The sequence below is a fragment of the Hartmannibacter diazotrophicus genome (genome assembly GCF_900231165.1).
GTDB classification, from domain to species: Bacteria; Pseudomonadota; Alphaproteobacteria; order Rhizobiales; family Pleomorphomonadaceae; genus Hartmannibacter; species Hartmannibacter diazotrophicus.
This window is the reverse complement of record NZ_LT960614.1, coordinates 355,504-379,464: the sequence shown is the minus strand read 5'-3', so window position 1 is coordinate 379,464 and position 23,961 is coordinate 355,504. Positions and strand designations below refer to the sequence as shown.

Genomic DNA, 23,961 nt, shown 5'->3' with positions numbered 1-23,961 from the left:
TTCCGATCCTTCCAACCGCTCAGAGTGCTGCGATCACCTGAACTTCGATCCGGCAGTCGGGATTGTTCATGTCGACGCGTCCGCAGATGCGGGCCGGCGTCTGGCCCTCGACGACCCAGGCGTCCCAGACGGCATTCATGCCCGCAAGATCGTCCCTCGTCTTCAGCCAGACCTGGGCGGAAAGCACCCGGCTCTTGTCCGTGCCGGCCTCGCGCAGCAGATCGTCGATCTTGCCGAAGACCTGGCGTGCCTGTCCGGTGATATCCTGGGAGAGGTCATCGGGAACCTGGCCCGCGGTATAGACAAGCCCGCCGTGCACGACGGCGCGGCTACGGCGCTGGTTCTGATCGATGCGGCGGATGGCGTCGCTCATCGCTTACTCCTTTTTCTTGATTGCACGCGGTGCGTTTATCCGGCCGCGCCGTAGGCGCCGCCGCCAGCGGTTTCCATGAGCACCCGATCGCCGGCCTTGAGGATGCGCGGCATCGTCGGGTCGACCCGCTCGCCATTGACGACGAGTTGCCCCGGCTGTCCTGCCCCGCCGCCGGCAAGGCCGGGCGTGGAGGACTTCAACTGGGTCATCAGGAAGGACGTGACGACATCCGAGGCGTCCGGCAGGAGTTCGAATTCAAAGCTGATGCCGCAACCGCCCTCGTGCCGGCCCTTGCCGCCGCTGCCGCGGCGGATCTCGCGGCGGATGACGCGGATCGGCGCCAGCGTTTCCATCATCTCGACCGGCGTGTTGCCGAGGTTGGCCGGAAAGCTCAGGGCCGAATGACCGGGACGGCGCGAGGTGGCGCCCTGTCCCGCATTCAGGAAGTTCACGACGGCAAAGCGCTTGCCCCGATATTCACCCGACATGGTGAGCGAGGAGTTCGGCGATCCGGACGCCCAGACCTTGTCCGGGAGGACGTCCGCGAGCGCCTTGAACACGGCCGCCGGCAGTAGGTGGCCAATGGCGCTGCGCCCGCCCGACGCGGCCGGATAGGTCGGGTTCAGCAGCGAACCCAGAGGTGCCTTCGTCGTGATCGGCAGGAAGCTGCCCTCGTTGTTGGGAATATCGGGGCACAGCAGCGCCTTCAGGCCGTAGACGGTGTAGGCGAAGGTGTAGATGGGCACGACGTTGAGGGCATGGGGAAGCTGCGGGCTCGTTCCGGCATAGTCGATGTCGATGCGGTCACCGTCGACGGTCAGCTCACACTCGATCACGATCGGCTTGTCGAAGCCGTCATGCTGGACGGTCGATCTGTAGACACCGTCGGGGATCCTGCGGATCGCCTCGCGCATCGCGTTTTCAGAGCGCCGGCGCACCTGTGCGCCCAGGGCTTCGAGGTCGGTCGTCTCCAAGAGACCCTGGAGACGCTCGCCCATCGTGCGACAGCCGGAGACCTGAGCCCAGATATCGCCGAGCCCCTGTTCGGGCACCCGGATGTTCTGGGCGATCATCTCGATCAGCACATCATTCGGCCGGCCGCCGTCGAGCAGCTTCATGACCGGGATCTGAATGCCTTCTTCGTAGATCTCCCGGCTGGAGTTGCTCCTGAGCCTCCCGCCGATATCCGGCAGGTGCGAGACCACGGCGGCGAAGGCAACCACCTTGTCCTTGTGGAAGATAGGCGTCGCCGTCGTCACGTCATGCACGTGACCCGATCCCTTCCAGGGGTCGTTGGTGATGAAGACATCGCCGGGCCTGATCGTCTCAAGAGGATATTTTGCGAGGAAGTGGCGGACGGTCGCCGGCAGGCAACCGATGAAGCCCGGAAGGCTCATCGTCGACTGGGCAAGGGAGCGTCCCTGCGCGTCCGTCAGGACAATGGCGAAGTCGTTGCCGTCGCGCACCAGCGTCGAAAAGCAGGTGCGCACGAAGGCCGCCGACGCTTCGTCGACGACGCTGATAAGGCGCTTCCACAGAATTTCCAGCTCGATCGGGTCGAACTCCGTATCGGGCACGTCCGTCGGCAAGGCGCCAGGCTCGTGCATGAGCGCGCTCGTGTTTTCCATGTCAATCGAATTCCCTGAGTGCGATGGAGACGGAGAGGTCGGGCAGGATCGTCACGTCCGACCTGACCGCCACGACGATCGTCGATTCGCGTTCTTCCAGAATGAGGGGGCCCTGGAGGGTCTGCCCTGGAGGGACCGAGTAGCGGTCGAAAACGGGCACCTCGGCATAGGTCTTCATGAGCGGCAGGAAGATTTTCCGGCTGCGTGCGGCCGAGACATGTGCCGCGACCCGCTTGTCGCCCCAGGCGAAGTGGTGCCCGTCGCTGGGCGCGCGCCCGACGAGCCGCCATGTCGTCACCTGCGGGACGGCATTGGGCACGAGCCGGCCGTAAAGCTTCTCGTATTGAGCCTCGAAGGCCGCGAGCAGCGCCTCGCCGGTCTTCGGACCGATATCACCAAAGGGAATGGAGACCGAAAGTTCCGCGCCCTGACCGTAGTAGCGCATCTCCGCGCCGATCATCCATTCGACGTCGCCCGCCCCTGCCAGATCAAGCTCGATCTGGCTCTGCTCGCGAAGGGCGGCGTAGTTTCCGGCGACCTCTTTCCAGTCCACGTCCTTCAGAAGCTGCGGGTTGGACCAGGCGCGATCGGAGCGGGCAGGCGCCGCCAGCATGCCGAGACAGGACCCCGCGCCGGCTGCGATCGGGATCAGAACGCGCGGGATGCGCAGCTTGCGGGCGACCTCCACCGCGTGGACCGGCCCAGCGCCCCCCGTCGCCACCATCGCGAAGTCCCGGGGATCGTAGCCGTTCTCGGCAATATGGATTCGCGCCGCGCTCGCCATGTTCTCGTTGACGATGTTGTAGATGCCCCAGGCGGCGTCGACGGTTGCCACGTTCAGCTCGTCGGCAAGCCGCTTCATCGCCTTTTCCGCCGCGTCGACGTCGAGCTTCATCTCACCGCCAAGGAAGCGGTCGGGATCAAGATAACCAAGCAGCAGGTCGGCGTCGGTCACCGTTGCATCGCTGCCGCCGCGGTTATAGCAGGCCGGTCCCGGCACCGAGCCCGAGGACTGCGGGCCGATGTTCATCAGGCCGAGCGCGTTGCAATGGGCGATCGAACCGCCGCCTGCGCCGATCTCGATGAGATCGATGCTCGGGATGAGGATCGGCAGGCCGGACCCCCGCTTGAAACGCTCCACACGGGCGCATTCGAAGCTGTGCGAAATCGGCGGCTCACCACCGACCGCAACACAGGCCTTGGCGGTCGTCCCGCCCATGTCAAAGGCAAGCACATGGTCGAGGCCGTTCTGGCGCGCCGTGTTGAGAGCGGAGAGAACGCCGGCCGCCGGCCCCGATTCCAGCAGGAGGATGGGTGATTCCGCACCCGATTCCGCAGAACTGAAGCCACCGCTCGACACCATGACGCGCAGCGGAACACCTTCGCGGATTTTCGCGATCCGGCTGCCGAGCTGGTGCAGGTAGTCCGCGACGATGGGCTTCACATAGGCATTGGCGACGACGGTCGAAGTGCGCTCGAATTCCTTGATCTCGCGTGCAAGATCGGACGAGACAGAGACCATCACGCCCGGCAGGTCGCGCTTCAGCCTTTCCTCGATCCGCTTCTCGTGGTCCGTGCTGACGTAGGAATGCAGCAGCGAGACCGCCACGGATTCCACCTTCGCCGCCCTCACCGCGTCCACCACCGCGTCGAGCTTGGCCTCGTCGAGCGCGATCAGGGTCTCGCCCCGGGCATCCTTGCGCTCGTCGATCTCGAAACGCAGGTCGCTTTCGACCAAGGGCCGCGGCATCTCGATGTCGAGGTCGTAGATGTCGTAGCGCCACTCGCGTCCGATATCGAGCGCATCGCGCATTCCGCGGGTCGTCACGAGCCCAGTACGTGCCCCCTTGCGCTCGATCAGCGTGTTGGTGATGAGCGTCGTTCCGTGCACGACCTCACCGAGCTCGGGACGGCGCTCGCCCACTTCGTCGGCGGACTGCCCGACCTGACGCAGAAGATCGGCGATCACGGTCGAAACGGCCTCGCCCGGATCGGAGGGGGTGGTCGGCGACTTGGCGACCCAGATCTGCCCGGACGGAGACAGAGTCGCCACACCATCGGTGAAGGTGCCGCCGATATCCACGGCCACACGCAGGATATTGTCGCTGAAAGGCTGGGCGTTCATTGTACTCTATTCGCAAGTGAGTGGAAGACGGCGCTCAGTAGCTGACGGTGATCAGCCGCTCCTCGGTCATTTCGCGGATGGCGTAGGCTGGCCCCTCGCGACCGAATCCGCTGTCCTTGACGCCGCCGAAGGGCATGACGTCGACGCGGGCGCTGGAGGCCTCGTTGATATGCACGCCGCCGAAACGCAGTCTCTGCGACAGGCGCAACGCGGAGTGGATGTTCGAGGTGAAGAGGCCGGCCGCAAGACCGAAGGGGCTCGCATTGGCCTGCTCGACTGCCTCGTCCGCCCTGTCGAATGGAATGAGGCTGATGACGGGCGCGAAGATCTCCTCGCAGACCACCTTCATCGAGGGGTCGACACCCGTCAGGACCGTCGGCTCAAAGACCGCGCCCTCGCGCTTGCCGCCGACAAGGATTTCGGCACCGCCGGCCAGGGCCTCGGCGACCCACGCCTCGGCGCGCTCGGCATGGGCGAGTGAGATCATCGGCCCGACGATCGTGTCGGGATGAGCGGGATCGCCCGCCTTCGTCGCCTTCACCCCGGCAACGAGCTTTTCGGAAAACTCTCCGACGATCCGCCGGTCAACAAGAAGCCTCTGGACGGAGGTGCAGACCTGACCGGCCTTGCGGAAGCCGGCATTGACGATCTTCGGGATCGCCATGTCGAGATCGGCGTCGGCGAGAACGATCGTGCTGGCGATGCTGCCGAGTTCGAGCTGCACGCCGCGCAGCCCCGCCGCCTGCTGAATTTCCCGGCCAACCGCCGTGCTGCCGGTGAAGGCATAAAAGGCGATCCGCTGGTCGGCGAGCAACTGCCGCCCGATCGTGCGTCCCGATCCGTGAACAAGAGCCAGGAGAGACGGCGGCAGGCCGGCCTCCAGCAGAACCTCGCACAGGAGCACCGCAGAGAGCGGCGTCAGATTCGACGGCTTGATGACGACCGCATTGCCGCCGGCGAGCGCCGGGCCAACCTTGTGAGCCAGCGTGTTCAAAGGCGAGTTGAAGGGCGTAATCGCGCAGATCACGCCACGCGGCGCATGAATGGTGAAACCAAGACGGTTCTTCGCCCCGCTCGCCGCCAGCATCGGCACGAGCTCGCCATTGAGGCGCTTGGCCTCCTCGGCGGAAAGCTCCAGCGTCTGGACGCAGCGGCGCACCTCGTTCTCGCTGTCAGCCCGCGTGAACCCGGCTTCAGCGCGCATGAGGGCGACACATTCCTCCATGCGATCCTCGACGAGACGAGCAGCGCGGAGCAGGAACCGGTAGCGGTCATAGGGCGAGAGGGTCGAGGACCACACCCCATCTTCGGCGCCGGCGACTGCGGCATCGACCTGCTCCGGCGAGGCAACGGCCATCTCGCCATAAGGTTCATCCCGGTACTTGTCCCGGAGAACGTCGGCCGACATTCCGTCGACCCATTCGCCCCCGATCAGCAGCTTGGACATGATACGTCTCCGTGAACTCAGGCGCCGACGCCAATGCCGCGCATGAAGTTGAGGCGGATCTTGACCGGGTCACGGTCGGTCGTGCCGGCCGGCTTGGCGTCGTCGATCCGGGCGACGATCAGCGAAGGTCCGTCTTCGCGCAGGGCGTTGTCGACGAGGGCCTCGAAATGCTCCTCGTCCGCAGCCCACTGGCTGTTGGCGATCCCCGCGCCCCGCCCGATCGCGGCGATGTCGACGCCGCTGGAGGTGAGCGTCTTCTGCGCGCCGGTAATCTGGTAGATGCCGTTGTCCCAGATGACGACGGCGAGGTTTTTCGGCGCCACGGAGGCGACCGTTCCGAGCGATCCGAGCTGCATCAGGATCGAGCCGTCGCCGTCGAGCGCGAAGACCTTGCGCTGCGGCTGCCCGAGCGCGACGCCGAGCGCAATGGACGTCGCCAGGCCCATGCTGCCGAGCATGTAGAAATTCTGCGGCCGCTGCCCCGAGGCCCAAAGATCGAAATTGTTGTTGCCGATCCCCGCAATCACGGCTTCCTCGGACTGAAGCTTCGCCACAAGGCGCCGCGTCAGGTCGGAGCGGTTCATGACCTTCGCCGTATCGCGGGAGGCATTGCCTTCGATTGCCGACATGGTGTTCTCCCCGGCTCAGTGTTCGCGCTTGGTCAGAAGCGGGGACAGCAGCACGGCGACGGGCGCCTGTGTGCTGAAGGCCTGCTTGATGAGGCGGTCGACAACGAACTCGACATGCGCCCGTTCCTGGATGGCGAAATGCTCGATCCCCAGGCTCTGGAGCACCGGCCGCATGGTCCGCCAGACCATGGCCTGGCCCTGCTGGAATTCGCCGATCGTGCCGCGCTCGGAGACGAGCATCACGACCGGAATCTGGAAGGGACAGGCGAGCGAGGCGATGGCATTGGGCAGCGTGGCGAACCCGCTGGTCTGCATCAGCACGATGCCTCGTTTGCCGGCCAGATATCCGCCGACGACGATACCCAGCGCCTCTTCCTCGCGGGCTGGAACAACCACCGTGAAGTAAGGATCGGCATGGATCATCTCGATCAGCGGCTTGAGCACGTTGTCCGGGATATAGGTCACGAGGCTGATATCGTTTTCCTTGAGCACTCGGACGATTGTTTCGTGCCAAGCTTCGTCTCTTGTTTCCGGCGGCATGGTTTTCCATCCATATTATTCGACGGACAAAGAACAAATTCGCCATCACGCGATCATCTATTGATGGCAACAAGCAGTCTTCTACTTCACAACATGCAGATTCTTAACTGTCGCGATTTCTGACTGCAAACAATTAATTTTTCTACATTGATCGCTTTTAGTTATAAAAGGGCACCTGACTCATCTCCCGTCCCGGCGACCTGCCGTCACGACCGGCGCCCCCGGGCGTTACGCGGGAACGGTGTCGGCCGACGGGGACCGTCGGCCGGTCAGGATCAGGTGAGTTGCGTGACGATGTCGACGAGCGCCGGTTGCCCGGTGGTGGCGACGATTTCGGCGGCCCGCTCCAGCGCGGCGCGAAGGTCCTCGGGCTTGTCGATCGGCCCTTCGGCCCACCAGCCCTGTGCCCGGGCGATACTCGCGAAATCGGGCGCCGGCCCATCAATCTCCATGCCGATATACGCGTTCTCGACAGGCCGCCCGCGCTGGACCGCCATATGCTCCTGGTGGGCCCAGTCGTTGTAGTAGGCACGGTTGTTGACCATCACGACGAGCATCGGGATCTTGTAGTAGGCAGCGACCCAGAGCGTGCCGAGGTCGAACATCAGATCGCCGTCAGGCTGAAGGTCGACGACGAGCCGGCCCGTTCCCTTGTGCGCCAGTGCGACCCCCAGCGAGATGCCGATCTGCGTTGCGGTCCCGAGGCTGTCTCCGGGATGCCGGTAGTGCTTGTCGAAGTCCCATATCTTCTTGGCCCAGCCGCGTGAGGTTCCGGCCGTCAGCACCCAGTCGTAGTTGCGCACGACCTCCCACACCTCGCGCGCAAGGCGCGAGGTGGAAACCGGCGACTGGTCGGCGACAGCCTCCGCCTGTTCCTGCCAGGAGGCCCAGCGTTCGGCATGCCTGGCGCCGAGCATCGCCCGCCGCTGTTCGCGGCGGCGTTCCTCCGACGAACTCGACCCGAGGCGGAGCGTGCGGCACAGATCGACAAGCTGCGGCAATGCCGAGATGGTGTCCGCGGTGACGTCGAGTTCCATCGGCAGGAGACGGCCGAAATCGTGCGACCACCCGCGGATGCCGGTATGATTGAAGCCAAGCGCCATGCAGCGGGTTCCCGGCGCAAGCTTTGACGTCACGACGCGCGTCGAGGCATCGACGGACGTCACGGCGTTCTCGCCATCCTTGCAGTCGAGGAAGAGAACGAGATCGGCGTTCGCGACGACATCCGTTCCGGTGAGATTGAGGGGATGCCGGTTGGGCATGTTGAGCCGGGCGCCGGTGTCGATCACGGCTGACGCCGTGATTTCCGCCAGCATCGGGATCAGGTCGAAGGCGCGCGGATCGCGGCCTGCGAAGCCGGCGACGATGACCGGCCGCTCCGCGTTCATCAACGCTTGCGCAAGTCTTCCGATCGCCTCGGGATCGGCGCCCGGCGGTGTCGGCAGGCTGAAAAGAGCTGGATCGGGGACGCTGATCTCCTCATCCAGCTTCTGTTCCTGCAGATCCGCATCGAGCGAAATGTAGACCGGGCCCGCCGGACCTGTCTGCGCGATGTTCCAGCCGCGTGTCAGCGATTCCGCCGTGGCCGGCAGGGAACGCGGCTCGTCGTCCCATTTCACATAGTCGCGGACGGCATTGCCCTGGACGTTGGCGCTGTGAAACCAGTCGATGCCCGGCCGCCTGCGGGCCGTGTCGGCAGGACCCGAGCCGCCGAGCACCAGCATCGGAACGCGGTCATGGAAGGCATAGTAGACGCCCATCGTCGACTGAAGCAGCCCGACGAGATCATGCAGGGCCACCGCCATCGGGCGCCCGGTCACCTTGGCATAGCCGTGGGCGACGCCGATGGCGACCTTCTCATGCTGGCAGCAGATCAACTCCGGGCCGCCGCCTTCCCAGTTGACCAGAGAATCGTGCAGCCCCCGGAAGGAGGCGCCGGGATTGAGGCTGATATAGGGGATGCCGAAGGAGCGGATGACCTCCACCATCACGTCCGAACCATACTTCTCCTCACTCATCGGATCAGGTCCTCGGAAATGCCGGCCGCGCGCATCACCGACTTGACCTGCTCGCGCAGGAGGCCGGCAATTGGCAGGGTGAGTCCGGCCTTGTCGCCCATTTCCAGGACGATCTGCATGTCCTTGTGGGCCCAGGGGATGCGTTTCATCTCCGACCAGTGCTCGAGCGGCCAGTTGGTGCCGCTGGAGCGCAGCAGCGCGGGAATTAGACGGTCCGTCGAAACGCCATGCTTTTCGGCAATCGCCAGCGCCTCGTGGTCGGCGACGAGCGCCGCCCAGAGCAGCATGTTGTTCATCGCCTTGCCGACCATGCCGGCGCCGACATCGCCCAGATGGAAGATTTCCTCGCCGCATGTCCTGAGGACCGGCGCCACCTCCTCCACCACGTCCTCCGGTCCACCGACGAGCCAGACGAGATAGGCCTCAAGCGCCCCGCGCTCGCCCTGGCAAACCGGCGCATCGATGAAGCGAACGCCCCGCGCCGCACAGCGCTGCGCCAGGTCCTTGGCCTGATCCGGCTTGATGGTGCTCGCAACAACGACCACACAGCCTTCCGCAGCCCCCTCCAGGATGCCGCCGGCGGCGCAGATCGCCTCTTCGACCTCGTTATAAAATCCCGGCATGACCAGCACGACATCGCTTGCCGCCGCGACCTCGGCCGACGAGGCAGCAGCCCTGCCGCCAAGTTTCACGACGGCGTCCACGGCTGCCGGGACGGGATCGTAGACCGTGACGCCATAGCCGGCCTTCATGATGTGTCCGCACATGGGCCGGCCCATGCGTCCTGCGCCGATGAATCCAACTCTGGGCTTGGGGGACATAAATCAACTCCTCGATGATCATGATTCTGGCGACCCGACGCGGCATGGAAACGCGGGGAAAGCTCTCCCCTCGCCGGCGAAGGCGCCGGGCAATCCGAGGTAGCCGAGTATCGGGTTTGGCGTGCCTGCGCCGGCTTCCTGGAGCGGAAGCCGTTGCGATGCAGCAGGTTGTTCTCGCGGTCCGGTCTAGTTCCCGACGGTGATCAACAGTCCTTCAGGAATCGGCAGATGCAGGAACCAGACGAACAGGAGATAGATCACCCCGGCCGTACCGAGCACATAGAGGATGCAATTAAGCCAGGAGACCTTCGAGACGATCCTGAGGTAGGCGACGGTGAAGACCGGCAGGATGATCAGCATCCCGAACAGATACATGCCGATGAAGAAGAGGGCGAGCCAGCCGACCGCCCCGGCCCAGACCTTCCCTCCGGCCTTTGCGAAGATGGAATGAAGCTCGACATCCGAACCATCCTCTTCGTCGCCGCCGGCGAGGAAGAACTCTCCCTCGCCGTCCACGGCGGGTCCCGACGCCGCCAGCGCCGCGGCCTCTGCAGCCTTGCGATGGGTACCGAGAACCACCGGTGCCTCGATGACCAGGATCGCGATCTTGTAGACGGCGAGCGCAACCCCAGCGATGCTGAGCAGGTCGGGAAAGAAAGCCGTGTTGCGCGGCCATCCCTGCGCCAGATAGAACGCGCCGCCCATGAGCACCAGCAGGCAGAGCGTAATCACCCAGTCCCCGAAATATTCCGAGCGGTCGGGGACGACCGTGTTGTCGGCCGCGTTGCTCATGCGTGCTCTCTCCTGAGTTGGCGCCAATGCTTTACGCCGTGCCAGCCGGCGCGAATGAAGATGAGAAGGGTCATCGCGGCAAAGAGGAGCACCAGCGGACGCTGGACCCAGGACCAGCCGTAGAGCGAATTGGAGAGGAAGAGATAGCGCTCGCAGAGATCGCCGAGAACGAGACCAAGCAGGAGCGGAACCCGCGGCCAGTTCCACCTCAGGCAGATGACGCCGAAGACCGCCGCGCCGAGCATCACCCAAACGTCCATCATGCTGTTGTTTTCGGAATAGGCCCCGAGCACAACGAGAATGATGAGGAAGGGCACGAGCACCGGCCCTTCGGTGAAGGTCAGTCGGGCGAGCGGCCTGAGCAGCGGCAGGGCAATGAGCACGACGATGATATTGGCGATGATCGCGATCCAGACCATCGAGAAGGTCACATCGAGATGGGTCGTGAGCATTTCCGGGCCGGGATTGATGCCGGTGACCAGAAAGGCATTGAGCAGGATCGCGGTGCTGACGCTGCCCGGCAGGCCGAAGGCAATCATCGGAACGAGCGAGCCCGATTCCTTGGCGTTGTTGTTCCCCGCCGCCGCGATCAGTCCCTCGACGCTGCCCTTGCCGAATTCCTCCGGCGTCTTGGACACCTGCTTGGCGTGACCATAGGCAATGAACTGGGCGACCGATCCGCCGACGCCGGGGATGACACCGATGCCGGCCCCGATCGCGCCGGCCGTGATGACGGACTTCCAGTGCCTCAGCGTGTCGATGAGGCCGGCGCCGACGCCTTCGATCTTCTGGCTGTTGCCACTGCTCGCGATGCTGTTCTTGCTGAGCATGAGCTGCAGGATTTCAGGCCCGCCGAAGAGGCCGATGACAATCGGGATGATGTCGATGCCGTCCCACAGTTCCAGATAGCCGAAGGTGTAGCGCGGAACACCCGCCTGAGGATCGATGCCGACAAGGGCGAGCATCAGTCCGAGAACGCCAAGGAGCATGCCCTTGACCATCTGCCCCTGCGACAGAGAGGCTATGAAGGTCAGGCCGACAACCGTGAGCATGAAGAATTCGGGCGGTCCGAACGCAAGAACGATCGGGCGTATGAACGGGATCGAGGCGGCGAGAACGAGGGCACCGATGATGGCGCCAAAAAGCGAACTCGCCAGAACGATGCCGAGAGCCCGGCCGGCCTGACCCTTCCGGGCCATGGGATGACCGTCAAGAACGGTCGCCGCCGATGTCGGCTCTCCCGGTATGCCGAAGAGAACCGAGGTCACGTCACCCGTCGTCGAGGTCACGACCTTCATGCCCAGCAGGAACGCGAAGGCCTGGATCGGCTGCATGCCGTACGTGAAGGGGAGCATCAGGGCCATCGTGACCGCTCCGCCCAGACCGGGCAGAACCCCGACCGCGAAGCCGATCGCGATACCGATGAGCATCAGGCCCATGGCATCCGGACTGAGGACCTGAAGAAGCCCCGAAAGCGCTGCGTCTAACATCTATTCATCGATCCCGGGTTGAGACCTTGGGCGGAACGGAAAGGGAGGAGTCGTCCACCCGCCCTCGCTGTTGCTGGAGCGTTTTAGTCAAGCATAACCGGTGCCGTGGAGGCAAAGCGCCCATCTGCCGAAGCGCAGGCGGCAAAGCCGCCCTGCGCCCGTCGATGCGAACAGCCCATTACAACCGGCAGGCCCGGCATTCGGACCGATCAATTGCCGTAGGAGCTCTTCAGGATGTCCACGTAACTCTCCGGCGCGTTATTCATGACGTCCTTGATCATGCTGTCGATCTCGGCGCCGCTCATCGGCGACACCGGACGATTGAGAGTCTTGGATTCGGCCTTGAGCTCGTCGCTCGCCATGGTTTCATCGAAGGCATCGCGCAGGCATTCCAGGCGGTCGGCCGGGATACCGGGCGGTCCTGCCAGCGAGCGGCTGGCAGCGACGACGCCGGAATGGGCGTTGACGAGCGAGACATACTCCTTCGGGACGACCGTCGCGATCGGCTTGACGTCCGGCATTCCTTCGAGCGGCTCTTTTCCAAAGACCCAAAGCAACTTGGCCGAGTCTGCCTTCTTGGCAGCCATCGCGGCGCTGAGCGACGAGGTGAAGAGATCAAGTTCGCCTCGGGCGAGCGAGGAATAGACCTCGGGCGCTCCGCTGAATCCGGTAATGACATCCGAATTCAGTCCGAAGACTTTGGTCTCCAGGGTGGCTTCGACATAGTCGATGTCGCCAACGCCGGAAGACCCGATGCGCACCTTCCGCTCCCCCGAAATCTTCGCAAGATCGTCCGGCGTCGAGATTGGACCGCCGGGGCTGGTCACGATCACATCCGGTTCTCCGGACACACGGCCGATCCAGGAAAACTCGCCACTTTTGAACTGGACGCCTGGCGCGCCACCGAGCTCTGCGGTCATCATGCCGCTCGCCGACATCAACTGGATCCGAAGGCCGTCCGGCTCGGCCGTCCAGGTCTTGTTGGTGGCCAGAAGTCCGCCGGCGCCCGGTTCGTTGCGCACGATCATGTTGGCCGCGCCGAGGTGCGTCCCCATGTGCTTGGCGACCATGCGGCCATAGGTGTCGAAACCGCCGCCCGCGCTGAACGGAACGATGAGTTCGACAGTTTTGTCCTTGAAGAAGGGGCACGCTGCCCCATCCTGTGCCATGCCGGGCGTCGCGGTCGCGATCGCAAGCGGCAGCAGCATCGGCAGCGCTGCCCTACGCGCGACTTTTGCGAAGGCGGCGTCTGTCATTTTCGTGATCGTTGCCTCGATTTTCATTTAGTTCCCCTCTTGGCAAATAATCGACAAGACTTTCATCAGATCTCCCCTGCCGCGAAAAATGCAACGTCGCCGCAAAATGCACCGACACAGCACTCCAGATTGCATGGCTATCGCCATCACAAGCAGTGAAGCCGGAAGATCCCTCGTCACAATTAGGCGACGGCAGTCGAAACACTTGACGTGTCGACGTGCCCTGCCACGGACAATCTCTGACTGATCCGCTCTATGCTGCGTGCGCCTATGGCTTACACGCGCCCCTCAAATTTTTGCTGCACATCGGTGTGTGCTTGAGAACGATTATTAACCGCCGTCTCAGTGACACAAATGAATAATTCTGCTAGCTTAATAACTGGGGCCGATATATTCGGCGGAATGACGTCCAGGCAGAGGCGTCCCTCGGCATCAGGTTCTGCTCGTGCCTGTCCGCGTCATCGCCGGCTCTCATGACGCCGTGCCGATCATGGGTGCTCGAACCGAGCGCGAACGCCCTGCGCGTGCGCAAGCAATTACCCGTCTCCCAAAAGGTCGTTGCCACCTGATGCAACATCGCAGAACGCGGTTCGTGCCGGCAGTCGGCTGCTTGGCAGTCGCCCCTCCGCGGCGGCCCGCTCACGCCCCTCATGCGCCAAACACCCCAGCCAATCCGCCAATATCACAAGCCCGTTGCGGGCTCGCACCGGCCTCACATCGCTCTCGACGATCACGCTGTGACACGGATGGATTATTTCGCAGCAAGGGAGGAAGGCGCCGACGGTATCGCGAACAATGCCTCGATGTGGTCGTCGGCGATCAAGGTCGCTGACTGAACGGCAACGGCGTGCGTCCAGAGGCAGCCACTTGTCCGACGGGCTTACCTGCCGGTTCGACGGCTTTCGCGAATGGGAATTGAAATGGGAAGCTGGTGCCGCTTACAGGACTCGAACCTGTGACCCCATCATTACGAATGATGTGCTCTACCAACTGAGCTAAAGCGGCGAAGCGCCCCGGATCTGGTCCGAAGCGCGGAAGTGAGCGCGTGATAGCCGCAACGGACGCGAATTTCAAGCACCGAGAGAGACAGACGACCAAGAAATTTCCAGCTTGGCCATCGTCCGGTTCCCGAAAGAGCGGCAAGCCCGGCACCCGGGCGGCCAATCCCGACGAAAAGAACCGGGATCAACAGGCAAGGCCGGAAAGGCCGGGGCGCAAGGCGCCGCTCAGCTGATCGGTTCGACGGTCTTTGCCTCGTCCGCCTTGCCGGCGGCGTCATCCTTGGGGGCCGAGGGCTCCTTTTCCAGCGGCAGCATGGCGCGATCGGCAAGTTCGGCGCCGTCGATCACCTTGGCGGGCCCCGTCGACGTGGTCGGGACCTTCCATTCGAAGGCATCGAGATGGCCCGTGACCGGGGAGACAGGCGCCCAGTCGTCTGCCGTGACGCCATCGGCGGTCCACGTCGCATCCGCAGGGGCATGGACGGCGCGGCCGAGCCACTCGCGCATGCGGCCGCGGTCGCCGTGCTCGGCTTCCTCAAGCTCGGCCATCATCATGCAGACGCGCTGGGTCGGCGCGGTGCGAAGCGCCTGCGTCAGCGCATTGCGCGCCTCGCCGAATTCGCGGGCGTCGATGGCCTGACGGGCGATGGCCAGCATGCCCTCGACGTTGTTGGGGCGAAGCTGGGCAAGGTGCTTGGCGCGCTTCAGCCGATCGTGCGGGGCATCGCCGGAGCGCACATGGGCATAGACCTCGGCAAGGTCCGGATGAGGCGTTGTGCGCCAGGTGGTCTCGAGCACCTTGCTGGCGCGGCGGAGCTCATTGTAGCGCGATAGCAGCCGACCGGCGCAGACCGCCGCCGGCACCAATTCCGGCGCGAGGCGGTGCGCCTCCTGGGCGAGTTCTTTGGCAAGCTCCGGATCGTGATCCTCGCATTGCAGCGCTCGGGCCGTCAGCAGCACAGCGCGCTGGCGGCGCGCGGTCTTCTTGTCGACGAGCTTGGCCGAGATGCTGGCATCGAGCGTCTGGAGGGCGCCGACCCAGTCCTCGTCGCGGGACTGGAACTCGATGGTCGCCGTGCCGGCCCAGACGACGCCGGGAGAGAGCTTCAGCGCCTCGGCGGCATAGTGGCGCGCGGCGGCGGGCTCGCCCTCGCGCACGGCCTCCATATAGAGGCCGCGCAGACCGAGAAGCGCCGTGTCGGGATTTTCCAGCATCTGGTTGAAGGCGGCGCGCGCCTTGTCGTTGCGACCTTCAAGCTGCGCCGTCTGCGCGTCGAGCAGGTAGACGAGCGGCTCGCGCTCGCCGAGCAGCTTATGGGCGTCGAGAGCGTGGCGGTGGGCCAGACGCGCGTCGCCCGAACCGACCGCGATCATGCCGCGGCTGAGCGCCGCATAGCCCTTGTCGCGCCGGCGGGCGCGGAAGAAATCGCCGACAAGGCGCGGTGTGCGCAGGATGCCCGTCGCAAACGACCAGACGACAATCGAAAGTACCGCAAAGAGGACGAGCAGAACGACCACGACCCGCAGCGTCGGGGTCACTTCGCCCCCCGGCCACTGGACCGCGACGCTGACCGGCACGCCGCCCAGCCAATCAAGCGCAAAGACGGCTGCAAAAAGAACGGCAAGGGCAATCAGAACCCGGATCATGCGTCAGCCTCCGTGTCGCCCGCTCACTCAAACTCCCGGAACAGGCGCTCGTTCCCATCATTATCGCGCGATCCCGGCCCCCATCGGTGCCTTGCGCGCTTTTCTCGTTCGCCCCGCGACCGGGGCCGGCCGAAGCCGCCCCGAATTGGCAGGTCAGTTCTTGTTCACGGTCACCGAAAGGCGCTCGATCATGCGATCGGTCAGGCCGGCGATGGCATTGTCAGCCGCAACGCGCGCCTCAAGCCCCTTTTCCCAGTCGGCCGATGCCGCCTTGGCAGGCTCCGGCAGACGGTCCCAGGTCGCCTTGGCCGCGGCGAGATCGCCCGTCTTCAGGGCCGAGGCGATTTCGCCCGTGAGCGGCCCGACGGCATTGGAGGCAGCCGGCCCGGTCTCGCGGAAATTCACCAGCGCCTTGGCGCCGGCAAAGAGCCTCTCGGAGGCAGAAGCGTCAGGCCCGACCACGTCGCTGGCGATGACCGCATCGGCCGGGAAGGAGTTGATGATCGCGAGTTTCGTGGGAACGCCGGTCTTGGCGAAGCCATCCAGCACATCAATGCCGGGCAGGTCCTTCGCGCTCGCCTTGACGGCGGCAAGATCAGCCTCGAAGGGCGCACCGCGCTCGACCTTGCCGGCGAGTGTCGTGACGGCGAGCGAAAGGGCTGCGATCTCGCCCTCTTCCGGCGCGCGGGCCAGGATCGCCTCGACGGCAGCCACCCGGCTGTCCATCGAACCGATCTTCTCGTTCACGTCCGTCAGCCCCGACGCGGCGGACGCGGCCTTGTCTTCCAGGCTTGCGAGGCTGTCGCCGGTCTTGGCCGTGAAGTCAGCCAAGGAAGCGGCGGTGCCATCGGCCTTCTCGCCGAGGGCCTTCGCGGCGTCGGCCATCTCGCCGATGCGCTTGTCGAGACCATCGAGGCGGCCGTTGATCGCCTCCTCCGTCTTGGCAAGCTTTTCCTGTGCCTCGCGCAGGCCGGCGGTCGAGGACGAGAGATCGGACACCGTGTCGTCGATCAGGCTGAGGCGCGTGCCGAAGGCATCGACGCGGCTCGTCAGGGTCTGGACGTCGGGGCCGAAGTCCTTCTTCGGCAGGGTGGCGACCTCGTCGGTGAGAGTCTTGAGCGAAGCCGCCGTCTGACCCGCCGCTTCCTTAGCCGCAGCAATGGCGGTTTCGACATCGTTGATGCTGCCGGTCAGGCGGCCGGCCAGCGCCTCGCGTTCGGTCTTTTCCGTGCCGATCTGGTCGGACAGGGACTGGAGGGAGGCGGAGAGCTTGTCGAGCGCCTGTCGCGCCTGCTCGGAGGCGGCCGTGCCTGTCGCCTCGATCGCGGCCTTGGCATCCGTCAGCGCCGATTCCAGATCGGCGATGCGCTTGGCGGTCGCCTCATCCGGCCCGGCGGCAACATCGCCGATCCGGCTATCCAGCGCGCTGAACTGGCTCTTCAGGTCATCGATGGCTGCGACATCGGCCTTGCCGGACACGTCCACGGTCGGCGTCAGTCCGGGCAGGAGGCCGGCGCGGCCGAGACCATAGGCGCCGCCGAGCACGATGACGCCGCCGATACATGCCGCAATCAATGCGGTCGCGGGGCTGGTGCGCGGGGCCGGCGGTGGCGTTTCGAGATAATGCGCCTTCGGACGCTCCGTGGCCCGTTCCGACGTTCGCTTCGATTCGCTGCCGCTTTCCGGCGCCTTGGGCTCTTCGGACGCGGCCTTCGGCTCTTCAGGGGTCGCGGAGGTGGCTTCTGCAGGCTCGGACTTTTCGGCTTCGGCGGCGGCCGTTTCGGTCGGCGCCGGCTCAGCGGAGGCGGTTTCGGCGACAGCCGGCTCCGGCTTTTCATCGGGCTTGGAGATACCGGCCTCGATGGCCTGTTCCGACGGCGAGGGTGACGTGGCGGCCGTTTCCGTCGCCGTTTCTTCGGTCTTCGCCTCGGCGGCGGCCTTCGCGTCCCGCGCCACCTCTTCGGCGGTCAGGTCGATCGTCGTGGAGCGCTTCGGCGTCCGCCCGCCCTTGCCGGTGGAACCACCCGTTCCCTTGCGGCCACCATCGTTCTGATCTGCCATGCTGGCTCGCTCCCTCGCTCAACATCCGTCTTGGACCTGGCTCCCGGCGAGTCGGCCCGAACCGGTCCCACTGTTCTTAGGGCATCGTGGCTGTCATGTCGCCTTGCCCGATTGCCCAACATCACGGGACGGTAACCGCCCAATGGAAGATGGCGACGCAAATTCCGCGTTTCCGACCAGACATATGAGCGGTCGGACATCCATTCAATTCCCCGGCGCCCAAGGCGTTCCGATTTGAAATCACTCTATTTCATCGCCCCGGAGCGAAGCGGTCAACCCGTCAGTTGGTTTTCCCTCGCGCTATGGTTTCAGCAAGCGAGAGGGTCTGCGACAGGAGGCTGTCGCCCGAGGGACGATCCGCGACCGAAACCTTGACGGCTCCGGCCCGAACAAGCGGCAGGGCCGCAGCCTCGGAAATGGCGGCAATCGCAAGATCGCCAAGCACTTCGCTTGCCGCATCGGCCGCAAGGCATTCGGCGAACGTCGCCGACGTTCTGGCGGATGCCGTCACCACGATATCGAGCCTCCCGGCGCGAAGGCCCGCGAGGGTTTCGGCGTCCAGCCGGCGGCGCTTTTCGGCGCGGTAGGTCTCCAGAAGAACGACACGAAAACCGGCCTCTTCAAGCCGCGTTTCAAGGTCTGCCGTGCGGTCCCGGCCAGCAAGATAGAGCAGCGGACCGTCTTCAGGCCGCAGCGTGGCTAGGACATGGGCAAGAAGATCGTCCGCCGTGCCATCGACGGAGACAACCTTTTGAAATCCGGCTTCTTTCGCCGCATCGGCCGTCGAGCGGCCGACACAAAGCGCCGAAGCTTCCAGAAGGCTTGCAGGCAATGCACCGGCAGGATTTGCGACCGCGTTGGCGCTAGTCAGGATGACGGCCGCAAAGGGCAGTTCCGGGACCGTTTCCGGCCATCCTCCGACCGGGACGATCTCCAGCATCGGCGCGATGCGACATTCATGACCGTGGCGGCGAATCTCTTTTGCCATTCGCGCCGCCTCGCGTTCCGGTCTCAGGATGAGGATCGAGGCCACCGCGTCTATCTCCGATTCCACATCCCATTGTCCCCGGCCGTCGACGCGCCGGCGGACCGAAAACGAACCGGTCAGAGGTCGGCAAAGAAATCCGCCCCGCCGCGTTCCTTCAGCCTCAGCCCAAGCTCCGTACCGATGGCGGCGGCGTCCGCGGCCGCGCCCTCGATCCTGTCCTCGTGCACCGTCTGGCCGTCGCTCTTCAGGATCAGGCCGTAGAGGCTGAGCCCGTCGCCGGAGATTGTCGCGTGACCGGCGATCGGGGTGCGGCAGGACCCGTCGAGCGCGGCGAGGAAGGCCCGTTCGGCGACGAGCGCCTTCGCGGTCGCCGGATCGTGGATCGCCTGCAGCAGGTCGCCGACGCGGCTGTCACCGGCCCGCGTCTCGATGCCGATGGCGCCCTGCCCGACGGCCGGCGGGAAGGACACCGGGTCGAAGATGGAGGTCGCGACGTCGGCCATGCCGAGACGCTTCAGACCGGCAAGCGCGAGCAGGGTTGCGTCCACGACGCCCTCGTCGAGCTTGCGCAGGCGGCTTTGCACGTTGCCGCGATAGGTGACGACGTCGAGATCGGGACGCAGGCGCCGGACGAGCGCCTGGCGACGCAGCGAGGCGGTGCCGACCACGGCGCCGGCGGGCAGATCCTGCAACGTCGTGGCCTTGCGCGAGATGAAGACGTCGCGCACGTCCTCCCGTTCCAGGAAATGATCGAGCACAAGCCCGGAGGGAAGCTCGGTCGGCATGTCCTTGGAGGAATGAACCGCAAGATCGATCCCGCCGTCCAGAAGGGCCTCCTCGATCTCCTTGGTGAAGAGCCCCTTGCCACCGACCTCGGCGAGCGGCCGGTCGAGGATGCGGTCGCCACTGGTCGAGATGACCACGATCTCGATCCCGTCCGCCGGCATGCCGTGCGCCGCCGCGATCCGGTCCCGGACCTCGTGCGCCTGAGCGAGCGCCAGGGGACTGCCGCGGGTTCCGATTTTGAGGAGAGATGATTGCACGGGGCGGTTCCGGGTGTTAGGGGCGTTGTTCTTCCAGCTAGCCCTAGCCACCTCGCCTTGCGGTCGTCAACATATGAGTCTTCGGAGAAAAGCATGATCGTTCTCGGCATCGAGACGAGCTGCGATGAAACCGCCGCCGCCGTGGTGCGCCGCGACGACGAGGGCGCAGGGCGGATCGTGTCCAACGTCGTGCTTTCCCAGGATGCCCATGCGATCTACGGCGGCGTCGTGCCGGAGCTTGCCGCGCGCGCCCATGTGGAGCGGCTCGACGACATCATCGCCTCCGCGCTGAAGGAGGCGGGCGTTACGCTTGCCGATGTCGACGCGATCGCGGCCACCGCCGGTCCCGGCCTCATCGGCGGCGTGCTGGTCGGGCTGACGACGGCCAAGGCGATGGCGATGGCGACGGGCAAGCCGCTGATCGCCGTCAACCATCTGGAGGCACACGCCCTCACCGCGCGCCTCACCGACGGGATCGCCTTTCCCTACCTCCTGCTGCTCGTTTCCGGCGGGCACACCCAGATCGTCCGGGTGGACGGCGTCGGCAGCTATCGCCGGCTCGGCACGACCATCGACGATGCGCTTGGCGAGGCCTTCGACAAGACGGCCAAGCTCCTCGATCTCGGCTATCCCGGCGGGCCGGCCGTGGAGCGGGCGGCGGCCAAGGGCGACCCGACCCGGTTCCACCTGCCCCGCCCGATGCTCGGCCGCCCCTCGCCGGATTTTTCCTTCTCGGGCCTCAAGACCGCCGTGCGGCTGGAAGCGGAAAAGCATGCGCCGCTGTCGCCTCAGGACGTTTGCGATCTCTGCGCCGCCTTCCAAGCCTCGATTTGCGCCGTGATCGCAGACCGCGTCACCCGCGCCTTCGACCTTTTCCGGTCCGAGACGCCGGACGTCGTGCCGACGCTGGTGGTGGCCGGCGGCGTTGCCGCCAACAAGGCGATTGCCGCGACGCTCAAGGGCGTTGCGGATAAGACCGGTGCGCGGCTCATCGTCCCACCGCCTGTGCTTTGCACCGACAACGGTGCCATGGTGGCCTGGGTGGGGGCGGAAAAACTGGCGCTCGGACAGACGGACGGCTTCGATGTCGCCGCGCGGGCGCGCTGGCCCCTCGACAAGGAGGCCGAGCCGCTTGTCGGTCACGGCCGGCTTGGAGCCAAGGTATGAGTGTTTGTCTATGACTGTTTCATTGCATGTCGCCGTCCATGGCGCGGGCGCCTGGGGCACGGCCCTTGCGATGGTCGCGGCCCGTGCCGGGCATTCGGTCACCCTGGTTACGCGCAACCCGTCTATCGCCGTTGAGATCAACACCGGCCACCGGTCCGTCTATCTGCCGGATGCTCGGCTTTCCGAGGACATCGTCGCTTCGGACGACGTGGCGGTCCTCTCCGAGGCGGACGTGGTGCTGTGTGCCGTCCCGGCGCAGGCGACGGCTGCGGAAGCGCTCAGGATCGGGCCGCATCTCAAGCCCGGCACGCCGCTCGTCTCCTGCGCAAAGGGGATCGACGCGCGCTCCGGCCTGCTGGTCAGCGAAGTGCTGGCGGGTGCCATCGCCCATGTTCCGATCGCCGCGCTCTCCGGCCCCGGCTTCGCCGTCGATGTCGCGGCGGGGCTGCCGACCGCTGTCACCATCGCCTCGGAAGAAGGCGATCTTGCCGAGCGGCTCTGCCAGTTGCTCGCCGGCCCGGCCTTCCGCCCCTATGCCTCGCGGGACCTTGTTGGCGTGCAGCTCGGCGGCGCGCTGAAGAACGTGCTGGCGATCGCGGCCGGCATCGTCGCCGGCGCAAGGCTCGGGGCGAGCGCCGAGGCGGCCGTCATCACACGCGGCTTCGTGGAGATGCGCCGGCTCGCGGGCGCCTGGGGCGCAAAGCCGGAAACGCTGATGGGGCTCGCGGGTCTCGGCGATCTGGTCCTCACCTGCAGCAGCCTGCAATCGCGCAATTTCGCGCTCGGCCATGCCATCGGGGCGGGCGAACCGTTGCCGCAGAAGCTCGCCGAGGGCGTGGCGACGGCCGAGATCGCCGTCACGCGGGCGGCCGCCTTCGGCGTCGACGTGCCGATCATGGCCGCCGTGGCCGCGATCCTCGACCGCCGCCTAACCGTGGAGGAGGCCATCGACGCCCTTCTCTCGCGTCCGCTCAAGCGCGAGGATTTCTGAGGCTCCAGCTTCCGCGTCGGTCCAAATTTCGTCGCCGAAACCCTGCCAACAAAGTACCCCTTGATGATTTAGGACATTTGACCTAGAAATAGGACAACTGCCCTAAACGCCAAACATGCGGGCCTGCTCATGAAAGCGGATGACACGCGGCGCCGGATCGTCGAGGCCGCCGACAGGTTATTTTACGAGCGTGGATTTGAGACCACCTCCTTTGCGGACATCGCCCAGGCGGTCGCGCTATCACGCGGCAATTTCTATTATCATTTCAAAACCAAGGATGAGATCTTAAGCGAGGTCATCGAGTGCCGCATTGCCGAACGGCGGCAGCTGCTGTCCCGCTGGGACGAGCAGGAGACAAATCCGCGTCTGCGCATCGAAAACTTCATCAACATCCTGATCGTCAATCAGACAAAAATCATGGCATTCGGCTGCCCGGTCGGCACGCTTTGCACGGAACTCGCCAAACTCGACCATGCCCTTCAAGGCGAGGCCGCGCGTCTCTTCCAGCTTTTTGCGGGCTGGTTAGAGAAGCAATTTGCGCAGCTTGGCTGCGGCTCTGCCTCGCACGATCTGGCAATGCATCTTCTGATGCGCAGCCAGGGCGTTGCCACCCTGGCCAACACATTCCGCGATGCGGACTTCGTCCGCCGGGAAGTCGACGCCATGATTTTCTGGCTCAACACGCAAATACCCGATGCCACCTCTTGCAGCTAGAGACCTGGAGATTTGAAGATGTTTTTGATCCTGCTTCGCTTTTCCGCCAACAAAGCCGACGCACCAAACCTGATGGAAGGGCATAATGCCTGGATAAAGCAGGGATTTGACGATGGCGTTTTCCTGCTGACGGGCAGTCTGAAGCCCGGGCTTGGCGGCAGCGTCGTTGCTCACAACGCCACCCTGGAAGAACTGCACGCCCGTGTTGCCCTCGACCCGTTCGTGGCCGGGAATGTGGTCAGCGCAGAAATCCTCGAAATTGCTCCGGCCAAAACCGATCCGCGACTTGCATTCCTCGCGGCATGACGGACCAATACCCGGCGTCGCCGCCGCGTTGCCGCACTCGGCAAAAAAGCCCTGCAAACTTTGCAGCATCGGCGGCAAATTTGCGTTATTGAACAGTCCCCTTTTCTACCAACAACAGGCAAGGCCAATCATGCTCTTTGTTGTCAGCTGCATCGATAAACCCGGCGCTCTTCAGGTGCGCATGGACAATCGCCCCGCGCATCTGGAGTTCCTTGATGCCAACAAGGACGTGGTGAAGGTCGGTGGCCCCTACATGTCCGAAGACGGCACGTCGCCCACCGGCTCGATGCTGATCATCGATGCTGCGGACCGCGCCGCGCTCGATGCGCTGATTGCCGAGGATCCCTATGCCAAGGCCGGGCTCTTCCAGTCCGTCGATGTCCGTCCGTGGCGGCGGACGGTCGGCGCCGAGCTCTGACAGAGGGGACGGCATGGCCTACTGGCTTTTCAAGTCCGAACCGCACAAGTGGTCCTGGGAGATGCAGAAGGCGAAGGGCGCGGCCGGCCAGGAATGGGACGGCGTGCGCAACTACCAGGCCCGCAACAACATGCGGACGATGAAGATCGGCGACCAGGGCTTCTTCTACCACTCCAATGAGGGGCTGGAGATCGTCGGCATCGTCGAGGTCTGCGCGCTGGCCCACCCGGATTCGACCACGGACGATCCGCGCTGGGAATGCGTCGACATCCGTGCGGTGAAGGATGTGCCGAAGCCTGTCTCGCTCAGCACCGTCAAGGCAACGCCGAGCCTTGCCAAGATGAGCCTCGTCACCTCCATGCGCCTTTCGGTGCAACCGGTGACGGAGGAGGAATGGGCCATCGTGTGCCGGATGGGCGGGCTCTGAGGGGGGGCCGCCCAGCGCTCCCAGATTCCGCTTGCGTTCCGTTGAGATCCGGCGCTCTGTCATGGCAATTCTTTTGCCT

The 23,961-nt window shown here is 64.9% G+C and carries 21 protein-coding genes and 1 tRNA gene; 6 read left to right on the top strand and 16 right to left on the bottom strand.

Annotated elements, in window-relative coordinates:
* Positions 1-19 precede the first annotated feature (19 nt).
* From HDIA_RS01740 to hemC, 16 genes are all read right to left on the bottom strand, one after another.
* On the bottom strand, positions 20-373 hold the full coding sequence (locus HDIA_RS01740) for a RidA family protein (RefSeq protein WP_099553794.1): 354 nt from the start codon (positions 371-373) through the stop codon (positions 20-22).
* A gap of 35 nt (positions 374-408) precedes the next feature.
* Entirely contained in the window at positions 409-2,001 is a 1,593-nt protein-coding gene (locus HDIA_RS01735; RefSeq protein WP_245884113.1) for a hydantoinase B/oxoprolinase family protein, read from the bottom strand.
* Position 2,002: 1 nt separating this feature from the next.
* Complete coding sequence (locus HDIA_RS01730; RefSeq protein WP_099553792.1) at positions 2,003-4,126, bottom strand: hydantoinase/oxoprolinase family protein; 2,124 nt, start codon at positions 4,124-4,126, stop codon at positions 2,003-2,005.
* 34 nt (positions 4,127-4,160) lie between these two features.
* Positions 4,161-5,573 carry an aldehyde dehydrogenase family protein gene (locus HDIA_RS01725; RefSeq protein ID WP_099553790.1) on the bottom strand — a complete coding sequence of 471 codons (1,413 nt, stop codon included), beginning with the start codon at positions 5,571-5,573 and terminating at the stop codon, positions 4,161-4,163.
* A gap of 17 nt (positions 5,574-5,590) precedes the next feature.
* Complete coding sequence (locus HDIA_RS01720; RefSeq protein ID WP_099553788.1) at positions 5,591-6,202, bottom strand: thiamine pyrophosphate-dependent enzyme; 612 nt, start codon at positions 6,200-6,202, stop codon at positions 5,591-5,593.
* Between the two features lie 15 nt (positions 6,203-6,217).
* On the bottom strand, positions 6,218-6,742 hold the full coding sequence (locus tag HDIA_RS01715; protein WP_099553786.1) for a thiamine pyrophosphate-binding protein: 525 nt from the start codon (positions 6,740-6,742) through the stop codon (positions 6,218-6,220).
* Positions 6,743-7,017: 275 nt separating this feature from the next.
* Positions 7,018-8,760, bottom strand: a complete 1,743-nt coding sequence (locus HDIA_RS01710) for a thiamine pyrophosphate-binding protein (RefSeq protein ID WP_099553784.1) — start codon at positions 8,758-8,760, stop codon at positions 7,018-7,020.
* Positions 8,757-9,581 (bottom strand): NAD(P)-dependent oxidoreductase, encoded by an 825-nt coding sequence (locus HDIA_RS01705; protein WP_099553782.1) that lies wholly within the window; start codon positions 9,579-9,581, stop codon positions 8,757-8,759. The genes HDIA_RS01710 and HDIA_RS01705 overlap by 4 nt, the downstream gene beginning before the upstream one ends.
* Before the next feature lie 186 nt (positions 9,582-9,767).
* On the bottom strand, positions 9,768-10,373 hold the full coding sequence (locus HDIA_RS01700) for a tripartite tricarboxylate transporter TctB family protein (RefSeq protein ID WP_099553780.1): 606 nt from the start codon (positions 10,371-10,373) through the stop codon (positions 9,768-9,770).
* Complete coding sequence (locus HDIA_RS01695) at positions 10,370-11,863, bottom strand: tripartite tricarboxylate transporter permease (RefSeq protein ID WP_099553778.1); 1,494 nt, start codon at positions 11,861-11,863, stop codon at positions 10,370-10,372. Before HDIA_RS01695 ends, HDIA_RS01700 begins: the two co-directional genes overlap by 4 nt.
* Before the next feature lie 209 nt (positions 11,864-12,072).
* A complete protein-coding gene (locus tag HDIA_RS01690; protein ID WP_099553776.1) occupies positions 12,073-13,146 on the bottom strand; it encodes a Bug family tripartite tricarboxylate transporter substrate binding protein in 1,074 nt (357 codons plus the stop codon).
* A gap of 902 nt (positions 13,147-14,048) precedes the next feature.
* Positions 14,049-14,124 (bottom strand) — tRNA-Thr (locus HDIA_RS01685).
* Positions 14,125-14,345: 221 nt separating this feature from the next.
* Positions 14,346-15,767, bottom strand: a complete 1,422-nt coding sequence (locus tag HDIA_RS01680) for a heme biosynthesis protein HemY (RefSeq protein WP_099553774.1) — start codon at positions 15,765-15,767, stop codon at positions 14,346-14,348.
* 153 nt (positions 15,768-15,920) lie between these two features.
* On the bottom strand, positions 15,921-17,828 hold the full coding sequence (locus HDIA_RS01675) for a hypothetical protein (protein ID WP_099553773.1): 1,908 nt from the start codon (positions 17,826-17,828) through the stop codon (positions 15,921-15,923).
* 280 nt (positions 17,829-18,108) lie between these two features.
* Positions 18,109-18,882 carry a uroporphyrinogen-III synthase gene (locus HDIA_RS01670; RefSeq protein WP_099553771.1) on the bottom strand — a complete coding sequence of 258 codons (774 nt, stop codon included), beginning with the start codon at positions 18,880-18,882 and terminating at the stop codon, positions 18,109-18,111.
* Between the two features lie 50 nt (positions 18,883-18,932).
* On the bottom strand, positions 18,933-19,859 hold the full coding sequence (gene hemC / locus HDIA_RS01665; protein WP_099553769.1) for a hydroxymethylbilane synthase: 927 nt from the start codon (positions 19,857-19,859) through the stop codon (positions 18,933-18,935).
* Positions 19,860-19,952: 93 nt separating this feature from the next.
* Here hemC and tsaD point away from each other — a divergent pair, with 93 nt between their 5' ends.
* The 6 genes from tsaD to HDIA_RS01635 all read left to right on the top strand — a co-directional run bounded on the left by tsaD (position 19,953) and on the right by HDIA_RS01635 (position 23,882).
* On the top strand, positions 19,953-21,026 hold the full coding sequence (gene tsaD, locus HDIA_RS01660; protein ID WP_099553767.1) for a tRNA (adenosine(37)-N6)-threonylcarbamoyltransferase complex transferase subunit TsaD: 1,074 nt from the start codon (positions 19,953-19,955) through the stop codon (positions 21,024-21,026).
* A 10-nt stretch (positions 21,027-21,036) separates the two neighbouring features.
* Entirely contained in the window at positions 21,037-22,017 is a 981-nt protein-coding gene (locus tag HDIA_RS01655; RefSeq protein ID WP_099553765.1) for an NAD(P)H-dependent glycerol-3-phosphate dehydrogenase, read from the top strand.
* Positions 22,018-22,146: 129 nt separating this feature from the next.
* Complete coding sequence (locus HDIA_RS01650) at positions 22,147-22,731, top strand: TetR/AcrR family transcriptional regulator (protein ID WP_099553763.1); 585 nt, start codon at positions 22,147-22,149, stop codon at positions 22,729-22,731.
* A gap of 18 nt (positions 22,732-22,749) precedes the next feature.
* The gene (locus HDIA_RS01645; RefSeq protein ID WP_099553761.1) at positions 22,750-23,037 is read left to right on the top strand and encodes a YciI family protein; all 288 of its coding nucleotides are present in this window, start codon (positions 22,750-22,752) and stop codon (positions 23,035-23,037) included.
* A 130-nt stretch (positions 23,038-23,167) separates the two neighbouring features.
* Positions 23,168-23,455, top strand: a complete 288-nt coding sequence (locus HDIA_RS01640) for a YciI family protein (protein WP_099553759.1) — start codon at positions 23,168-23,170, stop codon at positions 23,453-23,455.
* 13 nt (positions 23,456-23,468) lie between these two features.
* Entirely contained in the window at positions 23,469-23,882 is a 414-nt protein-coding gene (locus tag HDIA_RS01635) for an EVE domain-containing protein (RefSeq protein WP_099553758.1), read from the top strand.
* The last annotated feature ends 79 nt before the right edge of the window (positions 23,883-23,961 follow it).